The 23,722-nt window shown below is 33.5% G+C and carries 23 protein-coding genes; 9 read left to right on the top strand and 14 right to left on the bottom strand.

The annotated features are described in order from the left end of the window. The first annotated feature begins 156 nt into the window (after positions 1–156). A complete protein-coding gene (locus A9601_RS17090) occupies positions 157–1,977 on the top strand; it encodes an Rne/Rng family ribonuclease (RefSeq protein ID WP_011819115.1) in 1,821 nt (606 codons plus the stop codon). Next, entirely contained in the window at positions 1,934–2,551 is a 618-nt protein-coding gene (locus tag A9601_RS17095; RefSeq protein WP_011819116.1) for a ribonuclease HII, read from the top strand. Before A9601_RS17090 ends, A9601_RS17095 begins: the two co-directional genes overlap by 44 nt. Here A9601_RS17095 and A9601_RS17100 read toward each other — a convergent pair. After that, on the bottom strand, positions 2,537–3,055 hold the full coding sequence (locus A9601_RS17100) for a DUF1997 domain-containing protein (RefSeq protein WP_011819117.1): 519 nt from the start codon (positions 3,053–3,055) through the stop codon (positions 2,537–2,539). The genes A9601_RS17095 and A9601_RS17100 overlap by 15 nt on opposite strands. A gap of 52 nt (positions 3,056–3,107) precedes the next feature. On the opposite strand from A9601_RS17100, the gene pheA reads away from it, so the two are divergent. Further along, positions 3,108–3,953, top strand: coding sequence for a prephenate dehydratase (gene pheA / locus A9601_RS17105; RefSeq protein WP_011819118.1), 846 nt, complete (start codon positions 3,108–3,110; stop codon positions 3,951–3,953). 1 nt (position 3,954) lies between these two features. On the opposite strand, the gene A9601_RS17110 is transcribed toward pheA, so the two are convergent. The 7 genes from A9601_RS17110 to rpsL form a co-directional block, all read right to left on the bottom strand. Continuing rightward, a complete protein-coding gene (locus A9601_RS17110) occupies positions 3,955–4,890 on the bottom strand; it encodes a methyltransferase domain-containing protein (RefSeq protein ID WP_011819119.1) in 936 nt (311 codons plus the stop codon). Further along, entirely contained in the window at positions 4,891–5,547 is a 657-nt protein-coding gene (locus tag A9601_RS17115; protein ID WP_011819120.1) for an LON peptidase substrate-binding domain-containing protein, read from the bottom strand. 56 nt (positions 5,548–5,603) lie between these two features. Beyond that, the gene (rpsJ, locus tag A9601_RS17120; RefSeq protein ID WP_002807536.1) at positions 5,604–5,924 is read right to left on the bottom strand and encodes a 30S ribosomal protein S10; all 321 of its coding nucleotides are present in this window, start codon (positions 5,922–5,924) and stop codon (positions 5,604–5,606) included. Positions 5,925–6,022: 98 nt separating this feature from the next. Beyond that, positions 6,023–7,222, bottom strand: a complete 1,200-nt coding sequence (tuf, locus tag A9601_RS17125; RefSeq protein ID WP_011819121.1) for an elongation factor Tu — start codon at positions 7,220–7,222, stop codon at positions 6,023–6,025. Between the two features lie 45 nt (positions 7,223–7,267). After that, positions 7,268–9,343, bottom strand: a complete 2,076-nt coding sequence (gene fusA, locus A9601_RS17130) for an elongation factor G (protein ID WP_011819122.1) — start codon at positions 9,341–9,343, stop codon at positions 7,268–7,270. Positions 9,344–9,440: 97 nt separating this feature from the next. Beyond that, positions 9,441–9,911 carry a 30S ribosomal protein S7 gene (rpsG, locus tag A9601_RS17135; RefSeq protein WP_011819123.1) on the bottom strand — a complete coding sequence of 157 codons (471 nt, stop codon included), beginning with the start codon at positions 9,909–9,911 and terminating at the stop codon, positions 9,441–9,443. A 25-nt stretch (positions 9,912–9,936) separates the two neighbouring features. Continuing rightward, on the bottom strand, positions 9,937–10,311 hold the full coding sequence (gene rpsL / locus A9601_RS17140) for a 30S ribosomal protein S12 (RefSeq protein ID WP_002805703.1): 375 nt from the start codon (positions 10,309–10,311) through the stop codon (positions 9,937–9,939). Positions 10,312–10,506: 195 nt separating this feature from the next. Here rpsL and gltB point away from each other — a divergent pair, with 195 nt between their 5' ends. Together gltB and A9601_RS17150 are read left to right on the top strand one after the other, a co-directional pair. Then, positions 10,507–15,081: a glutamate synthase large subunit gene (gene gltB / locus A9601_RS17145; protein WP_011819125.1), complete on the top strand. Its 4,575-nt coding sequence runs from the start codon at positions 10,507–10,509 to the stop codon at positions 15,079–15,081. Next, positions 15,082–15,375 (top strand): YciI family protein, encoded by a 294-nt coding sequence (locus tag A9601_RS17150; RefSeq protein WP_011819126.1) that lies wholly within the window; start codon positions 15,082–15,084, stop codon positions 15,373–15,375. Positions 15,376–15,381: 6 nt separating this feature from the next. Here A9601_RS17150 and lipA read toward each other — a convergent pair whose 3' ends face one another. Then, positions 15,382–16,275, bottom strand: a complete 894-nt coding sequence (gene lipA, locus A9601_RS17155) for a lipoyl synthase (RefSeq protein ID WP_011819127.1) — start codon at positions 16,273–16,275, stop codon at positions 15,382–15,384. Positions 16,276–16,618: 343 nt separating this feature from the next. Here lipA and A9601_RS17160 point away from each other — a divergent pair, with 343 nt between their 5' ends. After that, positions 16,619–17,242 carry a recombinase family protein gene (locus A9601_RS17160; protein WP_193328896.1) on the top strand — a complete coding sequence of 208 codons (624 nt, stop codon included), beginning with the start codon at positions 16,619–16,621 and terminating at the stop codon, positions 17,240–17,242. A gap of 1 nt (position 17,243) precedes the next feature. Then, positions 17,244–17,456 carry a hypothetical protein gene (locus tag A9601_RS17165; protein ID WP_011819129.1) on the top strand — a complete coding sequence of 71 codons (213 nt, stop codon included), beginning with the start codon at positions 17,244–17,246 and terminating at the stop codon, positions 17,454–17,456. Here the strand turns inward: A9601_RS17165 and A9601_RS17170 are convergent. After that, positions 17,453–18,361, bottom strand: a complete 909-nt coding sequence (locus A9601_RS17170; protein ID WP_011819130.1) for a serine hydrolase — start codon at positions 18,359–18,361, stop codon at positions 17,453–17,455. The genes A9601_RS17165 and A9601_RS17170 overlap by 4 nt on opposite strands. A gap of 3 nt (positions 18,362–18,364) precedes the next feature. Between A9601_RS17170 and A9601_RS17175 the strand changes: the two genes are divergently transcribed. Beyond that, positions 18,365–19,123, top strand: a complete 759-nt coding sequence (locus A9601_RS17175; RefSeq protein WP_011819131.1) for a C40 family peptidase — start codon at positions 18,365–18,367, stop codon at positions 19,121–19,123. A gap of 64 nt (positions 19,124–19,187) precedes the next feature. Here A9601_RS17175 and A9601_RS17180 read toward each other — a convergent pair whose 3' ends face one another. Both A9601_RS17180 and A9601_RS17185 read right to left on the bottom strand, forming a co-directional pair. Next, complete coding sequence (locus A9601_RS17180) at positions 19,188–19,787, bottom strand: photosystem I reaction center protein subunit XI (protein WP_011819132.1); 600 nt, start codon at positions 19,785–19,787, stop codon at positions 19,188–19,190. Between the two features lie 27 nt (positions 19,788–19,814). Continuing rightward, entirely contained in the window at positions 19,815–19,928 is a 114-nt protein-coding gene (locus tag A9601_RS17185) for a photosystem I reaction center subunit VIII (RefSeq protein WP_002807990.1), read from the bottom strand. Between the two features lie 92 nt (positions 19,929–20,020). Here A9601_RS17185 and A9601_RS17190 point away from each other — a divergent pair, with 92 nt between their 5' ends. Beyond that, positions 20,021–20,413, top strand: a complete 393-nt coding sequence (locus tag A9601_RS17190; RefSeq protein ID WP_011819133.1) for a hypothetical protein — start codon at positions 20,021–20,023, stop codon at positions 20,411–20,413. A 4-nt stretch (positions 20,414–20,417) separates the two neighbouring features. On the opposite strand, the gene A9601_RS17195 is transcribed toward A9601_RS17190, so the two are convergent. Beyond that, on the bottom strand, positions 20,418–21,380 hold the full coding sequence (locus A9601_RS17195) for a glycosyltransferase family 2 protein (protein ID WP_011819134.1): 963 nt from the start codon (positions 21,378–21,380) through the stop codon (positions 20,418–20,420). 103 nt (positions 21,381–21,483) lie between these two features. Beyond that, the gene (gene psaB, locus A9601_RS17200) at positions 21,484–23,712 is read right to left on the bottom strand and encodes a photosystem I core protein PsaB (RefSeq protein ID WP_011819135.1); all 2,229 of its coding nucleotides are present in this window, start codon (positions 23,710–23,712) and stop codon (positions 21,484–21,486) included. Positions 23,713–23,722 lie beyond the last annotated feature (10 nt).

Genomic DNA, 23,722 nt, shown 5'->3' on the forward strand with positions numbered 1-23,722 from the left:
TTAAAGCTCTATAAATAGCAAAATTCAATCACTATTAACTTCATTAATTTAAAAAAGTAAATCATAGAGGCTATAAGAATCGCTTTATTAAAAGATAAAAATCTAATTCTTTAATTTAGATGATTTTCAAAATCCAAAACATACAGAATCAAATATATGTCTCAGCAAATTATCATCGCTGAGCAGGCTCGAATTGCAGCACTACTCACAGATGATCGAGTTGATGAATTAATCGTCGCACAAGGTCAATATCAAATTGGCGATATTTTTTTAGGAACAGTTGAAAACGTTCTCCCTGGTATTGATGCAGCTTTCATAAATATCGGTGAAAGTGAGAAAAATGGATTCATCCATGTTTCAGATTTAGGTCCACTAAGACTCAAAAAAGGGACATTTGGAATAACGGAATTACTAGAACCAAAACAAAAAGTCCTAGTGCAGGTAATAAAGGAACCTACAGGATCTAAAGGGCCTAGACTAACCGGGAGCATTTCAATCCCAGGGAAATACTTGATACTACAGCCATATGGACAAGGAGTAAATATTTCAAGAAAAATAAATACAGAAACAGAGCGAAGCCGTTTGAAAGCTCTTGGGGTTTTAATTAAACCACCTAGCACAGGCTTGTTATTTAGAACAGAGGCTGAAAAGATAAAAGAAGAACTTCTAATTGAAGATTTAGAACATTTAATTCAACAATGGGAAAATATACTAAAAGTTTCTGAGGCTTCTAATCCGCCAAATTTAATAAAAAGAGATGATGATTTCTCTCTTAAGATCTTAAGAGATTATATTAAAGAATCTACTAAAAGTTTAATTATCGATAGTAAATTTTCAGTTATAAGGGCAAAAGATTTTTTAATAAATTATGAGTCTAATGTAGATATTGAATTTCACGATAACAGTTTAAACCAACATATTTTGGAGAAGTATGAAATTAAGAAAACAATTCAAAAAGCTCTCCAGCCGAGAGTAGATCTTCCTTCGGGGGGTTATATAATTATTGAACCTACTGAAGCTTTAACAGTAATCGACGTAAACTCTGGATCATTTACCAGATCCGCTAACTCAAGACAAACCGTTTTGTGGACGAACTGCGAAGCAGCAGTTGAAATCTCAAGACAAATGAAATTAAGAAATATCGGTGGAGTTATAGTAGTTGATTTTATTGATATGGAATCTAGAAGAGATCAATTTCAGTTACTTGAACATTTTACCTCAGCAATAAAAGATGATTCTGCTAGGCCTCAAATAGCTCAGCTTACTGAATTAGGTTTAGTGGAGTTAACAAGAAAAAGACAAGGGCAAAATATATATGAACTATTCGGCAAAAAATGTTCTTCATGCGACGGTACAGGACATGTAGAAAATATATTAAATCACGAAATTTCTTACTTAAAAATTAAAAATGTTGAAAATAAATCTAATCAATCAAACAATTTAACATCTTTAGATATAGTTACTTCTCAATCAACTGATGAGCAAGAAAAAATAATTGACAAGGAATTACTGAATTCCAAAGACCTAAGTAAAGAAAATTCTTCGAATAAAAAAGAAAATGAAAATGATAATTTAAACCAATCAAATTCAAAAGAAAAAAATATAATAACAGTTGATCTTACTAATGAAGAAAAAATTGTTTTCAGTGAATTGGGTATAAATCCACTTATAAAGTTAGGTAAAGAATATCTAACTAGCAATAATTTTGTGCGATTAAAAGAGAGTAATAAGGAAACGGAAAAACCCTTAGATAATAAAAAAGCAACATCAAAAAAAACTAAAAAAATCTCACAATCGGGAGAAGAAAAGATTCAAATTAAAATTGAAGCAAATGCAAGTTCTAAAGATAAAACTTCAAATAAAACTAATGAAAGTAATGAAGTTGTATCTACAGATAAAAAGGATCAAATTGAACTTACAGATGAGCTAAACAATGCAAGAAAAAAAAGAAGAAGATCTTCAGCAAGCATTGAATAAAGTATCAGAAGTTGGAATAGATGAAGTTGGAAAGGGAGCAATTTTTGGTCCAGTTTTTGCAGCAGCTGTAGTATTAACAGAAAAAAATAAATTTATCTTAAAACAATTTGGAGTAACAGATAGTAAAAAACTAACTCCCAAAAAAAGAAAATTACTTTTACCAAAAATTTTATTACTCTCTTCAGATTATGGAATTGGGCAATCTTCGGCCAGAGAAATAGATAAGTTAGGTATTAGGGTTGCGACGGAACTTTCAATGATAAGAGCTTTAAGAAAATTAAAAGAAAAGCCATCTGAATTAATAATTGATGGCCCCTTATTATTAAGACCATGGAACGGAATTCAGAAAAACATAGTATCAGGAGATTCAAAGTTTATCTCGATAGCTTCAGCAAGCATAGTTGCCAAAGTTTCACGCGATAATCTAATGGAGAGGTTAGAAAAAAATTACTCAGGATACTTGATATTTAAAAATAAAGGTTATGGAACCAGAGAGCATCTTTCATTAATCAAAAAAAATGGAATAACTGAACTTCATAGGAAAAGTTTTTTAAAAAAATCAAAACTTATTTAATTCACACCATTCTAAAAAATCTTTTACGAGCTGCTGTTGAACCCTTGACTTTATACCCAACAGAATCCCATTTAACACCGAATGACCAGTAGATTCCAAAATCTTCCTTGGTACCAGCTTCAGTAGAGGGGGTTGGCTTACAGATACTCCAAGAAGCGCCTCCCCTTCTAAGCCAATATCAGTTGCTTCCAAATTTGCTTTCAAAATAAGATTAAAATCATCAACCATACCCAAACCATCCAATGTACTTTCAAGAGCACTCATTTTTAAAATTCCATCTTTATTTTCTACCGCAATTGAGACAACAGGGTTAATATCCAATTGAAAAACCTTAAAACTTGTTACTGTATACTTATATCTACCTACTCCTTCTGGTACTAATTTTTTGGAGTCAAGCATTGCTCCAACAACTCTTTCTTCTTCCAAAAGATATTTAGAAAGATATTCTTTATTACGTGTTACAGAAAGCTTAAGTTTCTGTTTAGCATCAAAAGACAATAGCATTTTCTATATTCCTCCAATGCTTATTTGATCTCTTTTTTTTTTACGATTAATCATGCCCAAACAAGTTGCATATTTAGGTCCTCAAGGAACATACGCAGAAAAAGCAGCCCATATATTATCAAAGCTTGCCAATTTTCATTCACCTATATTTGTACCATGTAACGGGTTACATTCGGTCATTAAATCAATAGCTTATAACAATTGTGATGCTGCTGTAGTCCCTATAGAAAATTCTGTAGAAGGTGGAGTTACAGCTACTCTAGATGCCCTATGGAAATTTCCTGAAATTTTTATAAATAAAGCAATTGTTTTACCTATAAAACATGCATTAATTAGTGATGGAGAACTTTCAAGCATTTCAGAAGTATTATCTCATCCTCAAGCATTAGCTCAATGTTCAGAATGGTTATCTGAGAATCTTCCAAATGCAATTCCCCTCCCAACAAACTCAACATCAGAAGCTGTCAATATGGTAAAAGGGAGTAAATTCAGAGCTGCTATCGGTTCAAAATCAATAATTCAAATCGAAGGACTTAAAGAATTAGCCTTTCCTATTAATGATGTTCCAGGTAATTGCACTAGATTTGTTTTATTGAGCAAAGAATCAAATTCAAATTTAGCTAATATTGCCAGTTTTGCTTTCTCATTAATTTCAAATAAACCTGGCGCTTTGCTTAAAGCTATAAATTATATTGCAGATTTTGGATTTAATATGAGTAAAATTGAATCGAGACCTTCAAAAAGAGAATTAGGCGAATACATAATTTATATAGATGTAGAAATCAATAATCAAAAAAATATAAAAAGTTTTCTTGAGTTAAAAAATAAAATAAAGCCGCTTTGTAAGAATTTTGTTGATTTTGGAAATTATTTTTCTGAAAATGTTGAACTAGATTAACTTATCCTCTACATTTATAAACTCCAAACTCCATTAAACCTTTTCTAAATGCCCAATTCATGAGAAGTATTGTTGGTATTTCTCTAATCGACTTCACTATCGCAAATGGGCCAAGCGACAAAATTACAAAGGGTCTTCGAATACCTTCAAAAATGGAGTCATACCATGAAGGATTTGTATAGGTATTCCAATTTTCTGATATAACTCTTCCTGAACTATTTTCGTTTGTTCTAAGAATGTTACTGAATTCATTTATGCTAATAAAATTAGGATGTACCCATTGTTCAAGTAATTGTTTAAGAACTAACTTTTCAAAAAATGATGGGGGATATGCATGGAGGTCTCTTGAGTTCCAATCTGCCAATGCTAGATACCCTCCAGGTCTTAGGGTTCTCATCATTTCATCTGCAAACCTAGTTTTATTATTCATGTGTGCGCCAGCCTCAACACTCCAGATGGCATCAAATGATCCATTTTCAAATTTCAAATTTAAAGCATCCATAACTTGGAAGTTGCAATTTAGCCCATGAGGAGTAAGTTCTCTTGCTCTTTTAACTTGAGCCGGACTAATTGTAATGCCAGTGACATTAAACCCATAATATTCTGCAAGAATCCTAGAACTCCCCCCTATTCCGCAACCTACGTCGAGTATTCTGGATCCCCGTGGCAATTTATCTAAACCACTCCATTTGACTAATTCATGAACAAACTGAACTTTAGCCTTTCTAAAATCAGTATTTTTGTTTCCTAAGGGATAAAAACCCAAATGTATATGTTCTCCCCATAATCTCTCAAGTAATTTATCGTTGGTCCAAGCATCATATGCAGAAGCTACTGTACCGGAAGAAATGTATTTTCTAGCATTATTTCTCCAAATTATTGCAAGGACTAGAAAGAGTAAAAAAAGTATAAAAAAAGGGAATAATAAATCAATCATTTAATTTTCTTTTATATCAGGAAAACTTTCTTTCAATGCCGTTCTTGCTGCAAGTTGTTTTCTTGTATGATCAAGCATTTCATATTCTCTCTGTAAACGGGTAAAAGTATTTCTTTCCTCTAAAAGTCTTTGCTGTTCCTCCGCAACAGGACCGCCCAAATGAGCTCCTATCCAAAATGATAAATCCATTGGGTTGTTAGGTAATTTATCAGGTAGATTTTTTTTAGTATTAGTCAATTTACTTGTTAATGTAATAACATCACCAAGTGCTTCTTTTACTGAATCTCTTAAAGAATCTAATTTTTGAAGGTCATCAATATTCTCATCACTAATCCAACTAACCATCGCAGAACAAAATGGCGTCGAACGGGTAATTTCTAAGATTTGAAATCTCTGTTGGCCTAGAGTGATAATGTTACTTCTACCATCTTCAGCAGTTTGGTGTTTTATAATTTGAGCGCAACATCCAACGTTAGCCATACTTTTAGAAGTTGGATCCCACTTAATAACTCCAAACATAGAATCGCTCTCAAGAACAGTTTGGAGCATAATCCTATATCTAGATTCAAAAATATGTAAAGGCAATACTTCTTGAGGAAAAAGGACTACCTCTGGCAAAGGAAATAAAGGTAATTCCCTTACTGAGAGTTCTCCCATTTAAACCTCATTTCATTATTTTTATACTAGTAAATTTAGGACGATTTCGGGATTTTTTAAAGTTTAACTTCTATATCTACACCACTAGGGAGATCAAGTTTCATTAAAGCGTCAATAGTTTTTGCAGAAGGACTGTAGATATCTATTATTCTTCGATGTGTTCTTGTTTCAAAATGCTCTCTAGAATCTTTATCAACATGTGGTGATCTTAGGACACAATAAATCTTCCTTTTTGTAGGTAAAGGTATTGGACCTATTGCTGAGGCAGAAGTGGTATCAGCAGTTTGAATTATTTTGTCACAAGATAAATCAAGCATTCTTCTATCAAATGCTTTGAGCCTAATTCTTATTTTTTGTTGTGCGATTGATGCAGTCATAATTTCAGATAACTTCTAGTGGAGGGTCATTGATTAAATGACCCTTATCCATAAACCTATACTAGATGATTGAGGTTAATTTTTAAAATTCAAAAATATTATTTGAGTATTTTAGAAACAACTCCAGCACCTATGGTACGTCCACCTTCACGTATAGCGAATCTCATACCTTGTTCAATAGCTACTGGACAAATCAATTCTCCAGTCATCTTGATTCTGTCTCCTGGCATAACCATTTCAACATTAGAACCATCATCCGATGTAAATGCAGTTATTTGACCTGTCACATCAGTTGTTCTGATGTAAAACTGAGGTCTATATCCTGCAAAGAAAGGAGTATGTCTTCCTCCCTCTTCTTTTTTGAGAACATAAACTTCTCCTTCAAACTGAGTATGAGGGGTAATAGATCCTTTCTTAACAAGAACCATTCCTCTCTCAATATCCTCTTTCTGAACACCACGTAAAAGTAAACCAACATTATCGCCAGCCATACCTTCATCAAGAAGTTTTCGGAACATTTCAACTCCAGTAACAGTTGTTACTCTTGTATCTCTTATTCCGACTATTTCTACTTCTTCTCCAACCTTAACTTTACCTCTCTCAATTCTTCCAGTAGCAACAGTTCCTCTACCAGTAATTGAGAAAACGTCTTCAACTGCCATCAAGAATGGTTTATCAACTTCTCTTTCTGGTTCGGGAATACTAGCATCAACTGCTTTCATTAATTCTTCAATCTTTGATTCCCAAGTAGTATCACCTTCGAGTGCTTTTAAACCTGAAACTTGAACTATAGGTATGTCATCTCCGGGGAAGTCATAACTATCTAACAGTTCTCTAATTTCCATTTCGACGAGTTCAATAATTTCTTCATCATCGACCATGTCGCACTTATTGAGAGCAACTACAAGAGCAGGAACTCCAACCTGTTTAGCTAAAAGAATATGTTCTTTTGTTTGAGCCATAGGACCATCAGTAGCTGCACAGACTAAGATAGCTCCGTCCATCTGGGCGGCGCCTGTGATCATGTTTTTCACATAATCAGCATGACCTGGGCAATCAACATGAGCATAATGCCTGCCTTCAGTTTCGTATTCAACATGAGCTGTATTGATGGTAATGCCACGCTCTCTTTCTTCAGGAGCACCATCAATGTCTCCATAGTCTTGAGCTTGAGCTTGACCTTTTTTAGCTAAAACATTTGTAATAGCAGCAGTTAATGTTGTTTTTCCATGATCAACATGGCCAATAGTACCTATGTTGACATGTGGTTTGTTCCTTTCGAACTTCTCGCGAGCCATTTTGAATTAAAGAATCGAGGGTTTAAGAGTGTTTTAGTTTAGAGATCAGGAGTTGCCCTGATTCTTGGAAATGATAGCTTCAGCAACATTACGAGGTACTTCCTCATAATTTGCGAACTCCATTGAAAATATACCCCGACCTTGAGTCATTGATCGGAGTTGAGTGGCATAACCGAACATTTCGGCTAAGGGCACTTTGGCCTGTACCTTAGACAATCCATCATCAACAGATTGTCCTTCTACTTGACCTCTTCTAGAAGAAAGATCACCAATTACAGATCCAAGAAAGTCATCAGGACTTTCGACCTCAACTTTCATCATAGGCTCTAAAAGGACAGGATTGCATTTTTTAACCCCGTCTTTAAAAGCCATGGAACCTGCAATTTTGAAGGCCATTTCAGATGAGTCTACATCGTGGAATGAACCATCGACTAGTGTTACTTTTACATCAATGAGTGGATAACCGGCAAGAACACCAGATTCACAGGTTTCTTTCATCCCATTAGATGCAGGTCCAATATACTCTTTTGGTACGGCTCCACCTACAATTTTGTTTACAAATTCAAAACCTTTACCAACTTCGGCTGGTTCCATTTCAATAATTACATGACCATATTGGCCTTTTCCTCCTGTTTGTCTTGCATATTTACCTTCACCTTTAGAACTAGACCTAATGGTCTCCCTATATGAAACCTGAGGAGCTCCTATATTTGCTTCAACCTTAAATTCCCTTAACATTCTGTCAACAAGGATTTCTAAGTGCAACTCACCCATACCTGCAATAACAGTTTGATTTGTCTCAGGATCAGTACTTACTCTAAAAGTTGGATCTTCTTCAGACAAAGCAGTTAAAGCTTTTGATAATTTTTCCATGTCACCTTTAGTTTTTGGCTCAACAGCCACCGAGATAACAGGTTCAGGGATAAACAATGTCTCCAAAACTATTGGATCTTCTGTGTTACAAAGAGTATCTCCAGTTGTTGTGTTCTTAAGACCTAATACAGCTCCTAAATCCCCAGCCCTCAATTCATCAACCTCCTCTCTTTCATCAGCCTTAAGAATCACTAATCTAGAAATTCTCTCTTTAGCATCCTTAGTGGAATTCATTACATAGCTTCCTTTTGAAAGAACACCTGAATACATTCTCACAAAAGTTAATTTCCCGTAGGGATCTGACATCACTTTGAAAGCTAATGCACTAAAAGGAGCATTATCATCTGACGGTCTAATATCTTCTTTACCGCTTGGCAAAACACCTTGTATTGGTTTCACGTCAACTGGAGCTGGCAAGTAATCAACTACAGCGTCTAATACAAGTTGAACACCTTTATTCTTAAAAGCTGAACCGCATAGTACAGGCACCAATCCATGTTTTAAAACCCCTTCCCTAATTCCTTTTTTAAGTTGTTCTTCAGATAGTTCTCCTGTTTCGAGGAAAATTTCAATTAACTCTTCATCATTTTCTGCGACACTTTCCATCAACTTGAATCTCCACTCAGCAGCTTCTTCCTCCATTTCTGATGGAATTGGTGCTTCTTCAATATCAGTACCCAAATCGTTTTTGTAAAGATAAGCTTTGTTGGCTACTAAATCAATAATGCCTGTAAGATCACCTTCAGCTCCGATAGGCAGCTGAATTGGGAGTGCATTTGCCTTTAATCGATCTTTAATTTGTTTATTAACTTTTAGAAAATCCGCACCAGTCCTGTCCATTTTATTAACAAAAACCATTCTTGGAACAGAATATCTATCAGCTTGACGCCAAACTGTTTCAGATTGAGGCTGAACTCCTCCAACCGCGCAAAATACGGCTATGACCCCGTCCAAGACTCTCATTGATCTTTCCACTTCAATAGTGAAATCAACGTGTCCAGGCGTATCAATAATATTAATTCTGTGATCTTGCCAGCTAGTTGATATTGCAGCAGCAGTTATAGTTATTCCTCTTTCTCGTTCTTGAGCCATCCAATCTGTCACTGCAGCACCATCATGCACTTCTCCTATCTTGTGAACAACTCCTGAATAAAACAAAATTCTTTCAGTAGTTGTAGTCTTCCCAGCATCAATATGAGCGGCTATACCTATGTTTCTTACTCGTTCTAGGGGAAAGTCGCGTGCCAATTTTAAAGCTCCAAATAAAATAATTTTTAATAAATATAGTTCGCTCTTAAAGCAAACTTTAATAATAATAAACTACTTAAGTACCTTTTTGATGAAATTAATATCTGTAATGTGCAAAAGCTTTATTAGCTTCAGCCATTTTATGAGTATCTTCTCTTTTTTTAACTGAACTACCAGTTTCATTTGCCGCATCCATCAACTCACCAGCAAGTTTTTGAGACATGCTTTTGCCATTCCTTGCACGCGAAAATGTAACAAGCCATCTTAATGCCATAGCCGTACCCCTCTCTTGGCGAACTTCCATAGGTACTTGATATGTTGCACCACCAACTCTTCTAGCTCGTACCTCGACAAGAGGAGTAGCATTTTTTACGGCTGTTTCAAATAATTCGACTGCATTCCCACCTGTTCTCTCGCTTATTAAGGAAAAAGCATCAGACAATATTCTTTGAGCTGTAGATTTTTTACCATGCTTCATCAATCGAGAAATCATCATTGAAGCCAGACGACTATTGAATTGAGGATCTGGAAGAACTGGTCTTTTTACTGCTGCATTACGACGTGACATGTTTTTAAAAAGTGATGTTTACAAATTAATCTTTTGGAGCCTTCGCTCCATACTTAGATCTGGATTGACGTCTATCTTTGACTCCAGCTGTATCTAAAGTTCCTCTAATTATATGATACCTAACTCCTGGCAAATCTTTAACTCTTCCACCCCTAAGTAGCACTACAGAATGTTCTTGAAGATTATGTCCAATCCCAGGAATATAAGCAGTTACTTCGAAACCAGAAGTTAATCTTACCCTTGCGACTTTTCTTAGAGCTGAATTAGGTTTTTTAGGTGTTGATGTATAAACTCTCGTACATACACCTCTTCTTTCAGGGCAAGCTTTTAATGCAGGAGATTTTGTTTTCTTCGTCAGACGTTTTCTTTCTGAACCTACTAATTGTGAGATGGTGGGCATCTAATATACTTAGATAAAAATAAAGATTTAACTATCATAACCTTTTATGAGTACCAACTAAAACTTTTTGATTATATTTTTTTCAAAATTTGTCAAATTAAAATTCTTTGGTAAATATTCATTATCTTTAGATTTATTTTCATATTTATTTTTATAATAGAAATACATAAATAACTAAATATAATTAAATAATCTATGGGAGAGAGTATCAAAAGAATCGGTGGACCATATCAAGATAGTTATTCCCCAAATGGAATAATTGGGGAGAAAGATGCGTGTGGGGTTGGTTTCATAGCAAATGTCAAAGGAATAGAAAGTAACTGGATCCTTAAACAATCCATAAAAGGTCTGAACTGCATGGAACATAGAGGAGGTTGTGGAGGAGATAGTGACTCAGGAGATGGAGCAGGCATTTTATGTTCAATTCCATGGAACTACTTAGAAAAAGAAGTCAATCTTAAAAATAAAAAAGAATCCGATAAAGGGTTAGGCATGGTTTTTATGCCTAACAAAAAAGAGAAAATTGAATTATGTAAATCAATATGTGATAAGGAAGCAGAAAAATTAAATGTCAACGAAACATTTTGGAGAACAGTACCTGTTAATAATGAAATCTTGGGTCCTTTAGCTAAGACAAATGCCCCCTTTATATGTCAGTGGATTTTATGTATAGACAAAAAAGATCATCAGAATATTGAGAAAATTCTATTCCAATTAAGAAAAAGAATTGAGAAAATCATAAGAGAAACTCTCAAAAATCATGTTGGGGATTGTGAATTTTATTTTGCCTCACTAAGTTCTCAAACAGTTGTTTATAAAGGCATGGTTCGTTCTGAAATATTATCCGAGTTTTATCAAGATCTAAAACAAGAAAGTTTTAAAGTCTCATTTTCTGTTTATCATCGTAGATTTAGTACCAATACACTTCCGAAATGGCCGCTTGCTCAACCCATGAGATTTTTAGGGCATAATGGTGAAATAAATACTCTCTTAGGTAATATTAACTGGGCCAAGGCTTCTGAAACACATATAGATGATTTTTGGGGAGAGTTATCTAACGAAATAAAACCTATCGTAGATGTAAATAAAAGTGATTCATCAAATCTTGATGCCACCCTTGAAATTAATATTCGTTCAGGCCAACCAATAACTGATTCATTACTAAAACTTGTTCCTGAAGCATTTAGAGATCAACCAGAACTTGAACAAAGAAAAGACATTAAATCATTTTATGAGTATTCTGCGAGCATACAAGAAGCTTGGGATGGTCCTGCTCTACTTGTATTCGCAGATGGAAATTTTGTAGGAGCAACGCTTGATAGAAATGGTCTAAGACCAGCAAGATATTCAATAACAAATGATGGTTTTGTAGTAATGGGTTCCGAAACAGGAGTAGTAGATCTAGAAGAGGAAAGAGTAATAGAAAAAGGTCGATTAGGACCGGGACAAATGCTGGCGGTTGATCTTCATCAAAATAGAATCCTCAGAAATTGGGAGGTAAAATCTGAAGCAGCCCAAAGGCATGATTATAAAAAACTCCTAAGTAATAGAACTATAAAAATTGAGAATAGTCAGTGGGTTAAAGACTGCGAACTAAAAGACCTTGAGTTGTTACAACAACAAACTGCGTACGGTTTTTCAGCAGAAGATAATGATTTAATTTTAGATTCAATGGCTTCGTTAGCTAAAGAACCTACCTATTGCATGGGGGACGATATCCCATTAGCAGTACTTTCTTCAAAGCCACATATTTTATATGACTATTTCAAGCAAAGATTTGCGCAAGTTACCAATCCTCCTATTGACCCTCTGAGAGAAAAACTAGTAATGAGTTTGGAGATGCATCTTGGAGAAAGATGTACACCATTTGAGATTAAAGATCCTAAACCTTTTGTTCATTTACAAAGTCCAATCCTCAATGAGGAAGAACTCATTTCCATTAAAAAATCAAAAATTAAATCTCAAACAATTTCAAGTTTGTTTGATATTGAGGAAGGTGTTCAAGGTTTAGAGAACCAATTACTAGCAATTTGCAAACAGAGTGAGCTCTCTATAAAAGAAGGTTGCTCTTTAATTATTATTTCTGATAAAGGAATAAATCCTAAAAAGACTTTTATTCCTCCTTTGCTTGCTGTTGGGGCAATTCATCATTATCTTCTAAAAAAAGAAATAAGGCTAAAAGCTTCTCTAATTATTGAAACTGGGCAATGTTGGAGCACGCATCACTTGGCATGTTTGATTGGTTATGGCGCAAGTGCAGTTTGTCCTTGGTTGACCTTCGAAGCAGGAAGACACTGGTTAAAACATCCAAAAACACAAAAACTCATTGATAGCAAAAAAATTGATCCATTATCAATAATTGGTGTTCAGGAAAATATTAAAAAAGCTCTAGAAGACGGACTAAGAAAAATTCTTTCGAAAATTGGTATCTCACTTTTATCTAGTTACCATGGCGCGCAAATTTTTGAAGCTGTAGGCCTTGGATCTGACTTAATAAAAATGGCTTTTGATGGTACAACAAGCCGCATTGCTGGCATAACTTTAAAAGAATTAACTAATGAAACACTTTCAATACATACGAAAGCCTATCCAGAAATCGATTTAAAAAAATTAGAATTTTTAGGATTTGTACAATTTAGAAATAATGGAGAATATCACTCAAATAATCCTGAGATGTCCAAAGTTTTACATTCAGCTGTAAAACTAGGACCAGGATACGATCATTTTGAAACTTACAAAAAACTCATTAGTAATAGACCTACAACATCTTTAAGAGATTTACTAACAATTAATTCTAAAAGAAAAAGCATTCCATTAGAGGAAGTTGAAAGTGTTGAATCAATTTGCAAAAGGTTCTGTACTGGAGGAATGAGTTTGGGTGCTTTATCAAGAGAAGCACATGAAGTGTTAGCAGTTGCAATGAATAGAATTGGTGGGAAAAGTAATAGTGGAGAGGGGGGAGAAGATCCAGCTCGTTTTAATGTTTTAAATGATATCGATGAAAATACTCAATCAGCGACGTTGCCATTTATAAAAGGTCTAGAAAATGGAGACACAGCATGTTCAGCTATTAAACAAATAGCATCAGGTAGATTTGGAGTTACGCCTGAATATCTAAGAAGTGGTAAACAACTCGAAATTAAAATGGCTCAAGGTGCAAAACCTGGAGAAGGCGGACAATTGCCTGGTCCAAAAGTTGATTCTTACATCGCAAAACTTAGAAATAGTAAACCTGGAGTAGCCCTAATATCTCCTCCTCCGCATCATGATATTTATTCAATTGAAGATTTAGCTCAACTTATCCATGACTTACACCAAGTTCATCCAAAAGCGAAAGTAAGCGTTAAACTTGTTTCTGAAATTGGTATAGGTACTATTGCTGCTGGAGTAAGCAAAGCTAATGCAGATGTAATTCAAATTTCAGGCCATGACGGAGGTACAGGTGCTTCACCCCTAAGTTCTATTAAACATGCAGGTTTACCTTGGGAACTAGGTGTTGCAGAGGTTCATAAATCTCTATTAGAAAATAACTTACGAGAAAGAGTAATTTTAAGAACTGATGGAGGTCTGAAAACAGGCTGGGATGTAGTTATTGCAGCTTTACTAGGTGCTGAAGAATACGGGTTTGGTTCTGTAGCGATGATTGCTGAAGGATGCATAATGGCTCGGGTTTGTCATACAAACAAGTGTCCTGTTGGAGTTGCCACTCAAAAAGAAGAATTAAGAAAAAGATTTAAAGGTATTCCAGAAAATGTTGTCAATTTTTTCTTGTATATTGCTGAAGAAGTAAGGCAGATAATGAGTAGTATCGGTGTTTCTAATATGGAAGAACTGATTGGTAATCAAGAATTTCTTTCTGCAAGAAATATCGATCTTCCAAAAACTTCTAATATTGATCTTTCTTCTTTACTAAATAAAAAATACCTAAACACTGATAGATCATGGTTAAAACATTCAAAAGCTGCCCATAGTAATGGTTTTGTATTAGAAGACGAGTTTTTGTCTGATACTGAATTTGTAAATTCAATTAAAAATCACGAAATATTAACCAAAGAAATTGAGATAAAAAATACAGATAGAAGTGTTTGTGCGAAAATATCAGGCGAAATCGCAGAACTTCACGGCAATACTGGCTTCAATGGCGAACTCAACTTAAATTTCAAAGGATGCGCAGGACAAAGCTTTGGTGCCTTTTTATTGAAGGGAATGAATGTTCAATTAATCGGAGAAGCTAATGATTATGTTTGTAAAGGAATGAATGGAGGAATACTTACAATAATTCCACCAAAAATAGAGAAAACTTCCTCCGAACAGGTCATTTTAGGAAACACCTGTCTTTATGGAGCAACAGGTGGGAAATTATTTGCATTAGGAAAATCTGGAGAAAGATTTGCAGTAAGAAATAGTGGTGCTACAGCAGTAACAGAAGGAGCAGGTGATCATTGTTGTGAATACATGACTGGTGGGAAAGTAGTTATTCTAGGTTCCATAGGAAGGAATATTAGTGCAGGCATGACTGGTGGAATAGCTTTTATAATAGATGAGAAGAACGATTTAAGTAATAAAGTTAACAAGGAAATAGTTAGCATTCATAAAATAACTTCATCAAAGCAGGAAGATATCTTATTGGAAATTATTAGAGAATATCTAGCAAAAACAAATAGCTTAAAGGCTGCCAAAATAATTGAAAATTGGTCTTATTACAAGAGTACTTTTAGATTAATAGTTCCCCCAAGCGAAGAAGAAATGCTTGGTATAAAGAAAATGTAAATGCCTTTCTTTATAAAAACTGAAATCATAAAAAAAGAATACTTAATAAATCATGATTTAAAACAAAAAATAATTCACGAACATATTGATTGGATAAAAAAATTAAAAAAAGAGGGAATTAATATAAAAAGTGGTTTTTTAGTAGATGAGTTAAAGAGGCCAGGTGATGGCGGATTACTGATTATTGAGATTAATAATTATAAAAATGCACTAAAAATAATTAAGAATGATCCAATGATTAAAAATGATCTAGTTGAATGGAAATTAAATGAGTGGATAGATTCAAATAAATAAAAATGACTATCTTGGATACTTTTTCATAAGTTTTTGAATTTCTTCAGCATGGTAACTGCTACGAGTTAAAGGAGAACTAACTACTTGCATAAAGTCCAAATTTTTTTCTCCGAAAACTTTATAATAATTAAATTTTGAGGGACTCACAAATCTTTGTACAGGTAAATGATTTGGACCAGGAGATAAGTATTGGCCAATAGTAACAATATCAACGGAATTAGTTTTTAAATCCTTAAGAAGACTTAAGACCTCCTCATCTTTTTCCCCTAAACCAAGCATAAAACCTGACTTTGTATAAACTTTGGGAGAATATTCTCTGGTCCTTTTAAGCAACTCAAGAGTTCTCTCATATTTACCCTGAGGTCTTACTTTTTTATATAGCGCAGGCACAGTTTCAATATTATGATTTAAAACATTTGGATTTGAATCAAGAACTTTTTCAAGCGCTTTCCAGTTGCCACAAAGGTCAGGTATTAAAAGCTCAATAGTAGTTTCAGGCGATTTTTTTCTTACTTGATAAACACATTCAAAAAATTGAGATGCGCCACCATCCTCAAGATCGTCTCTATTAACTGATGTGATTACAACATGTTTAAGTTGCATTCTATAAACAGCTTCGGCTAAACGATATGGTTCTGTTGGATCTAATTCTCTTTTAGATCTATCAAAATCAATATCGCAATATGGACATGCCCTAGTACAGCCAGGACCCATTATGAGGAAAGTGGCAGTGCCACTAGCAAAACATTCACCAATATTTGGACAACTTGCCTCTTGACATACAGTATTGAGATTTAAATCATTTAACAAATTTGCAGTACTCCCAATTCTCTCAACTTGTGGAGCCTTTACTCTTAACCAGTCAGGTTTTGAAATTAAACTATTGGAATTATTAGTCAAATTAATATTTTCTAGCCTGTATTCTTATTTTACTAAAAACAAGATAAATTAACTATTAATAATTTCAAAAATGAAGACTACTCAGTAGAGGTCATAAAATAAATAAATTTAATTAATCCGTCGACAATTTGAAAGATCCTTATTCAAAATAATAGTTACACTATATTTTTGTTCCATCAACTAAAACCAGAACAGAATATAGAACGTGTTTTTTAATACAGATATAAGAACATGTTCTTATGGTTTTAATGAATAGAGTGTCTAATCTATTTAAATTTTTTTGTACTAAAAAGTGTTTTTTTATTTATTTATTGATACAGTAAAAAATATATGTAATAAAACATTGACTTTTAAATTTAAAAGAAAGCGTATTTTACTATCTGAAAAAAATAAAAACTCTAAAGCAATAGGTTATGCTAGAGCTACTAATAATGAATATGAATATTTAGAAGAACAAATAAAATTTTTAAAGGGGGAGGGTTGCAGTTTAGTTTTCTCTGAGTTGATAAGTTTAGATGAAGAAATCAAACCCCAACTCAATAAAGCTATAAATTGCTTGTCTAAAGGTGATCAATTAATAATAACTCAGCTTGATCGAGCGTTTAAAAATAAAAAAGAATGTTTGAAGACAATAAATAAACTTATTAATAAGGATATTAAATTGCGAACTTTGACTGGTTTTTTTGCGGCTAATGAATTAACTAAAGCAAATTCTTCAATTTTTCAGATTTTATATGAATTAGATAATTTAGAAGAGAAAAGTTTAGGTGAAAGAAAAAAAGAACAACTATTACGCAGAAAATTATCTGGGAATAATCTGGGAGGAAGGCCCAAAATAAGTCCTTTAAAAGAATCTTTAGTAATCAGATTACGTAATGAGGGATATTCATATCGATCAATCAGATCTCAAACTGGGATTGCATTATCAACAATAAGAAGAGTTATTTTGGAAGGAGAATTAACATAAAATGAGGAATAAAGAAATTGAAAATTTAATTAAAGAAAATTTTAAAGATACAGCATTACGTATTTATGAATTAGATGATGAAGATAGAAAAAGTTTGTTAGCAGAATATAGAGAATGGATTATGAATGATTTAGATTCTGAAGAGGTAATGATGTTACCTTATGAAGCCTATACTGACAAATTAGACTCTAATTACTTAGACGATTTACTTTAGTCCTTAATAGGATATCTCTTATTAAATTCATATACTTCTTTGGCTAATAATGGTAAAAAGGAAGTATCTTTAGAATATTTTTCACCATTACAAAAAACAACTAATAAAGTGTGTAGAGATTGACTATTAGTCCACCAAGCTGAATCATGTCTAACTTCAGACATTAAGCCTGCTTTACTCCAAAGATTAATGCTTTCTGGTAATCCTTCACCCAAAAAACCATCTATTTGATTAAGAGAATCATTTTTAAGAACAACTTTATTTAAATTTCTTTTTAAAAAACTTCGTAAATTTAAGTCATTTTTTTGATAATCAATATGAATCATAATTTCCTCCAAAACCCTTGCGGCTGAATCAGAATTCATAACGTTTCTATTTTTATTTTCATGCCCATAAAATTCTTTTTCACGACCATATGGTCCATCATCCCAGGTCTTCTGACAGCAATTTATACCTCTCAATTCTTCCCAATCTAAATCATGAAGCCAATTATTTATTATACTTCTTTGATATTTCCAATTTTCCCATAATTCCCCTTCAATACAAGGTCCACTTGTTGTTCCTGTGAGTAAATCAACTAAGAAGCTTGTTGCATTATTACTTGAGAAAGACAACATTTTCCTTACAGCATCATTAAGTTCATCTGATAATAATAAACTTCCTTTTTTAATCCAATAAAATGCAGCAAGGGCATAAACCAACTTGACTATGCTGGCAGGGTAAACCATTTTTTTATTATTAATACCCGTACCAAAACCTTTAAATACACTGTTATTTTCACTTTTGTAATTAATCCAAGTTATAGCAATATCTTCTCTTGAAAAATCTTTACTATGAGTACATACTCTCCCTAAAATATCATTTAGGGCTAGACCCATCTCTTTACTTAAATAGTAAAAGGACATTGTATGGAAAGTTATAAAAATCCTATCTCACTATTTAAACAAACTAATTTTTCAAAAACTATTTGGTGGAAATTAAAAGTTAATATTTCTGGATATCAAAATGAAACAGAAAATAAATTAGTTACTGAAATATTTAAAAATAGAATTTTTAGGCTTATTTATCCAAATATTCATCAAAACAACCATAAATTTTCAAGAATATTAGTTCAACTATATGAAGATGGTTACATCTGTTGGATAAATTTAGATGGATTGATTATTGAAAAATATGACTTAAATAAAACTGAGAGTTTAAAAAATGAAAACTTACTTATAAAAGATAAAATTAACTCAATTTTAAAATGGATCAAGGATCAAGCTGAGTTATCTAATGAATACCTGTGGGGAGGCTCATTAGGACCCAATTTTGATTGTTCCGGTTTAATTCAGACTGCTTTTTTAAAGCATCAAATTCATATACCTCGAGACTCTTATCAAATAAAAAGTTTTTGTAAACACCTTTTTTATTTCAAAGAGTCTTATACAGCGCTAAGACCTGGCGATCTTTTATTTTTTGGAACTTTAGAAAAATGTGATCATATTGGAATCTATAAAGGAGACGGTTTGTATTACCATAGCTCTGGAAAAGATTTTGGTAGAAATGGAATAGGATTAGATACTCTAAAACAGTCTAATGATAAAATCTCATTGCATTATAAATCAAAGCTTATTTCTGCAGGAAGAGTTGTTAGAAATTATAGATGGGACAGAACAATACGTTAGTAAGTAGAGCTCACCTTTAGATTGAAAATTAAATTTAAAATATTACTTATTCTTTTATTTAGGATTACCCAGCAGTCCAAATATTTTTAATAATTGGCATTATGGTATCTAAGTGTAATGTCCCAACAAGTAGCCAAGCAAAAACAGATCCTCCACAGCCTCCTAACCAAAATCCACTTGTGAAATCAGCCCAACCAGCTCTTGTAAATAAGTCCTTTGGCGGATTATTAACAGTCGCGTCTGGAGGTTGAACATTAGGTGCTTTACCGGGTGCATTATAAAGAACTAAAAGTGCTGTCAAAATATGAACAGCTCCAATAGCCGCAAGAAGTCCAGCAGTTAAAGCAAATTCAGAATTTCTTAATGGGCCAGTCATAGTAAAAGGACCGTATAGGAGATATCCAAAAGCTGCTCCAGTTTCTAAACCTCTAAAATTAGGAGAAATACCTTCTCTATAAAAAGGCAAATTATTTATAAAAGCTTTTGTAAAATAGCCACTATTAACTGGGGTAGCTAAATTGCCAACACATGGATCAGCAACAGTTTTTACTGCCCATTGTTCTGCAACACCAATATCATTTGGTTGTACAGAATTATCTATGTATTTCTCATCAAACTTAATTGAACTTGTTGATTCTGAGAATGATTTTTGAAAGTCGCTCATGTTTTTAATAGTTTAGTGTTTAATAATTTATTCAGTTGCTGTAATAAATCTTCCAATCAATACGATAAAAACAGCAGGCATTGCTATACCAATTAATGGAACAAAAATTGAGGGTAAGAGGCTTGGTAAATCAGATGGCATAGTTCTTTAAACATCTTTAAACACTTTAGTATTTATCTGCGAAATAGTGTTAATTTTATTACTGGATGATATAAAAATTATTAACTTTTTACATGTTAAATTTTTTCGCAATTGTACTTATTATTTTTATAGGAATATTACTTCTAGTTTTAAAAAAAAGAAGCTTTAGAAAGTTAATAAATACAGGCAAATTACATTCTGTTAAATTTAAAAAAAATAGAAAAAATAATAATAAATTTCTATCTAATAAAAAAAGTTTTTTATACGATCACGAAGCAAAAAAGTACTCATTATTTTATAAAAATTCTCAAAGAAAAAAAATGTTTAGGCTTTTCCAGGGAAATACAGAAGACAAATTAAAATCATTAAAAATTGCGAAAGAATTGTCTGACAAATCAACATTATCAATTTTACGACAAGGTTTAAGAGATATGTCTCCTGAAGTGGTTAAACTTTCAGCTTTATTAATAAGAAAATTCAAGTAAAAATTTAATTTTGATTGGCATTACTTATTGACCTTATTCTATAAATTGGACGACTTTGACTTTCATGATATGTTCTAATTAAAAGTTCGCTCAATAAACCAAAGCTAAATAATTGAACCCCAGTAATTCCCAATATTAATGCAAACATTAATAGCGGACGATTTCCAATATCCTCACCCATTATTTTTAAAACTATCAAATAGGAACTCATTGCAAGGCTAATCAAAATACTTATGATTCCAACGAAACCAAATCCATACATCGGTCTTGTTAAAAATTTAGTCATAAACCAAACAGTTAGTAAATCCATTAAAACCCTAAAAGTTCTATCTATTCCATATTTGCTAGATCCATATTGCCTGCTTCTATGATTGACTTTAATTTCTTTGATTCTTGCACCTTCAATATTCGCTAAGACGGGCAAAAACCTGTGAAGTTCTCCATACAATTTAATATCATCAATTATTTCTTTCTTAAAAGCTTTTAATGAACATCCATAGTCATGCAACTTCAAACCTGTTACTAGAGCTATTAATTTATTCGCTATTTTTGATGGTATCTTTCTATTAATTAATTTATCTTTTCTATCAAACCTCCATCCACAAATCAAATCGTAGCCATTATTAATTTCTGAAATTAATATCGGAATGTCATTTGGATCATTCTGTAAATCACCATCTAAAGTAATGACAATATCGCCTTTAGAGTTATCAAAGCCAGCTGACATTGCTGCAGTTTGCCCATAATTTTTGCGTAGGGAAATCACTGACAATTCTTTAATTTTGAGCATTAATTGTTTTAATACTTGTTGAGTATTATCTTTAGAACCATCATTTACAACAATCAATTCAAAATTAAATTTATGTAATGACATTACATTTATAACTTCATCCAATAAAAAACCAATACTTTCACTTTCATTGAAAACAGGGATGACAATAGAAATTAATTGTTTAATATCTGACATTTATATTTGATATGTTTATATAATTTTAACTTAATTTACAACATTAAAATTAAACAAAAAAAATCACCACATCTGTGGTGATTTGAGTTATTTAAATGAGATTCTAGCCAAACTTACCAGAAGTTGATGCAATCACGAATGCACCGAAAGTAAGAATGTTACCAATCGTGAAATGTGCTAAACCAACTAATCTAGCTTGAACAATTGAGAGTGCTACTGGCTTATCTCTCCAGCCAACAAGGTTAGCAATGGGAGTACGTTGATGTGCCCAAACTAATGTTTCAATTAATTCTTGCCAGTAACCACGCCATGATATTAGGAACATGAAACCAGTAGCCCAAACTAAATGTCCGAATAGGAACATCCAAGCCCAAGGAGATAATGAGTTTACTCCAAATGGATTATATCCGTTAATCAGTTGAGCAGAGTTTAACCAGAGATAATCTCTGAACCAACCCATTAAATAAGTTCCTGATTCATTAAATTGTGCTACATTACCCTGCCAAATTGCTAAATGTTTCCAATGCCAGTAGAAAGTTACCCATGCTAGTAAATTTAATGCCCAAAACATAGCTAAATACATAGCGTCCCATGATGAACTATCACAAGTACCTCCACGTCCAGGACCATCACAAGGGAATGCGTAACCTAAGTCTTTCTTATCAGGAATTAATTTGGTACCTCTAGCATCAAGAGCCCCCTTGATAAGGATTAAAGCAGTTGTATGAAGACCTAAAGCAATAGCATGATGAACTAAGAAATCTGCAGGACCTATAGGTAAGAATGCACTTAAAGCATCTTGTCTGTTGATAAGATCCATCCAGTAATGATTACCTGGTAATGAATTAGCAGCAAGACTTGCTGAACTTGTAGGATCAGATAGTAGAGCATTGAAGCCATACATCATCTTACCTTGAGCTGCTTGAACAAATTGAGCAAATACTGGCTCAATTAAAATTTGCTTTTCAGGATTACCAAAAGCTACAACAACATCGTTATGGACATATATTCCAAGAGTATGGAATCCAAGCAACATTGTTACCCAACTAAGGTGACTTATTAAAGCTTCTTTTGTTCCAAGAACTCTCGCTAATACATTATCTTTATTTAATTCAGGATCGTAATCTCTCACAAAGAAAATAGCTCCGTGTGCAAAAGCACCAACCATCAAGAACATTGCTATGTATTGATGGTGACTATATAAAGCAGATTGTGTAGTGTAGTCCCTAGCGATAAAAGCATAAGAAGGAAGTGCTCCCATATGTTGCGCCACAAGAGAAGTTGCTACTCCAAGTGATGCTAATGCTAGTCCGAGTTGGAAATGTAATGAGTTATTTACAGTTTCATATATACCATCATGATTAATTCCGAAACTACCTTTATGAGGATCATTTGGGTGTCTAGTATTATGAGCCTCTGTAATTTCTTTGAGGCTATGCCCTATGCCAAAAGTATTTCTATACATGTGGCCAGCAATTACAAAAACTGTTCCAATTGCAATATGGTGATGAGCAATATCAGTAAGCCATAATGCTTCACTTTGAGGATGAAGACCTCCTAAGAAAGTGAAGATTGCTGTTCCAGCTCCTTCAGCTGTTCCAAATACTTGGTCTAAGGAATCAGGATTTTGTGCATATGCTCCCCAGTTTAAAGTAAAGAAAGGAGCTAATCCTGCAGGGTGTGGAAGAACCGTTAACCAGTTATCCCAGCCTACATGCTGTCCTCTTGATTCGGGTATTGCAACATGAACTAAATGACCTGTCCAAGCGATACTACTAAAACCAAATAAAACAGCCAAGTGATGATTTAATCTTGACTCTGCATTTTTAAACCATGCCAGAGAAGGTCTGAATTTTGGTTGTAAGTGTAACCAACCTGCAAATAAAGTCCAACAAGCAAGAATGCTCATAAATATTGATGCTTGGAAGAGTTGCTCGTTAGTTCTCATTCCAATTGTGTACCACCAATGGTAGAGACCTGAATAAGCTATGTTTACTGGACCGCTTGCTCCAGCTTGTGTCATTGCTTCTGTGATGCCAGATCCAAAATGAGGGTCCCAAATAGCATGAGCTATAGGACGTACATGAGTCGGATCGAGTACAAATTGCTCAAAGTTACCCTGCCAAGCAATATGGAATAAGTTACCAGCTACCCAGAGAGCGATTATTGCTAGATGTCCAAAATGTGTAGAGAATAGCTTCTGATAAAGTTTTTCTTCGGTCATACCATCATGACTTTCAAAGTCATGAGCGGTAGCTATCCCGTACCATATTCGTCGGGTTGTGGGGTCCTGAGCTAGACCCTGGTTAAATGATGGAAATTTTGTTGCCATTGAATTAAAA

It is taken from the genome of Prochlorococcus marinus str. AS9601 (genome assembly GCF_000015645.1).
Taxonomy (GTDB): Bacteria; Cyanobacteriota; Cyanobacteriia; order PCC-6307; family Cyanobiaceae; genus Prochlorococcus_A; species Prochlorococcus_A marinus_O.

Bases quoted from the DNA above. Each gene is read 5' to 3' on its own strand.
- A9601_RS17090 (WP_011819115.1), top strand. From the start codon at position 157: ATGTCTCAGCAAATTATCATCGCTGAGCAGGCTCGAATTGCAGCACTA.
- A9601_RS17095 (WP_011819116.1), top strand. From the start codon at position 1,934: ATGCAAGAAAAAAAAGAAGAAGATCTTCAGCAAGCATTGAATAAAGTA.
- A9601_RS17100 (WP_011819117.1), bottom strand. From the start codon at position 3,055: ATGCTATTGTCTTTTGATGCTAAACAGAAACTTAAGCTTTCTGTAACA.
- pheA (WP_011819118.1), top strand. From the start codon at position 3,108: ATGCCCAAACAAGTTGCATATTTAGGTCCTCAAGGAACATACGCAGAA.
- A9601_RS17110 (WP_011819119.1), bottom strand. From the start codon at position 4,890: ATGATTGATTTATTATTCCCTTTTTTTATACTTTTTTTACTCTTTCTA.
- A9601_RS17115 (WP_011819120.1), bottom strand. From the start codon at position 5,547: ATGGGAGAACTCTCAGTAAGGGAATTACCTTTATTTCCTTTGCCAGAG.
- rpsJ (WP_002807536.1), bottom strand. From the start codon at position 5,924: ATGACTGCATCAATCGCACAACAAAAAATAAGAATTAGGCTCAAAGCA.
- tuf (WP_011819121.1), bottom strand. From the start codon at position 7,222: ATGGCTCGCGAGAAGTTCGAAAGGAACAAACCACATGTCAACATAGGT.
- rpsG (WP_011819123.1), bottom strand. From the start codon at position 9,911: ATGTCACGTCGTAATGCAGCAGTAAAAAGACCAGTTCTTCCAGATCCT.
- rpsL (WP_002805703.1), bottom strand. From the start codon at position 10,311: ATGCCCACCATCTCACAATTAGTAGGTTCAGAAAGAAAACGTCTGACG.
- gltB (WP_011819125.1), top strand. From the start codon at position 10,507: ATGGGAGAGAGTATCAAAAGAATCGGTGGACCATATCAAGATAGTTAT.
- A9601_RS17150 (WP_011819126.1), top strand. From the start codon at position 15,082: ATGCCTTTCTTTATAAAAACTGAAATCATAAAAAAAGAATACTTAATA.
- A9601_RS17165 (WP_011819129.1), top strand. From the start codon at position 17,244: ATGAGGAATAAAGAAATTGAAAATTTAATTAAAGAAAATTTTAAAGAT.
- A9601_RS17170 (WP_011819130.1), bottom strand. From the start codon at position 18,361: ATGTCCTTTTACTATTTAAGTAAAGAGATGGGTCTAGCCCTAAATGAT.
- A9601_RS17175 (WP_011819131.1), top strand. From the start codon at position 18,365: ATGGAAAGTTATAAAAATCCTATCTCACTATTTAAACAAACTAATTTT.
- A9601_RS17180 (WP_011819132.1), bottom strand. From the start codon at position 19,787: ATGAGCGACTTTCAAAAATCATTCTCAGAATCAACAAGTTCAATTAAG.
- A9601_RS17185 (WP_002807990.1), bottom strand. From the start codon at position 19,928: ATGCCATCTGATTTACCAAGCCTCTTACCCTCAATTTTTGTTCCATTA.
- A9601_RS17190 (WP_011819133.1), top strand. From the start codon at position 20,021: ATGTTAAATTTTTTCGCAATTGTACTTATTATTTTTATAGGAATATTA.
- A9601_RS17195 (WP_011819134.1), bottom strand. From the start codon at position 21,380: ATGTCAGATATTAAACAATTAATTTCTATTGTCATCCCTGTTTTCAAT.
- psaB (WP_011819135.1), bottom strand. From the start codon at position 23,712: ATGGCAACAAAATTTCCATCATTTAACCAGGGTCTAGCTCAGGACCCC.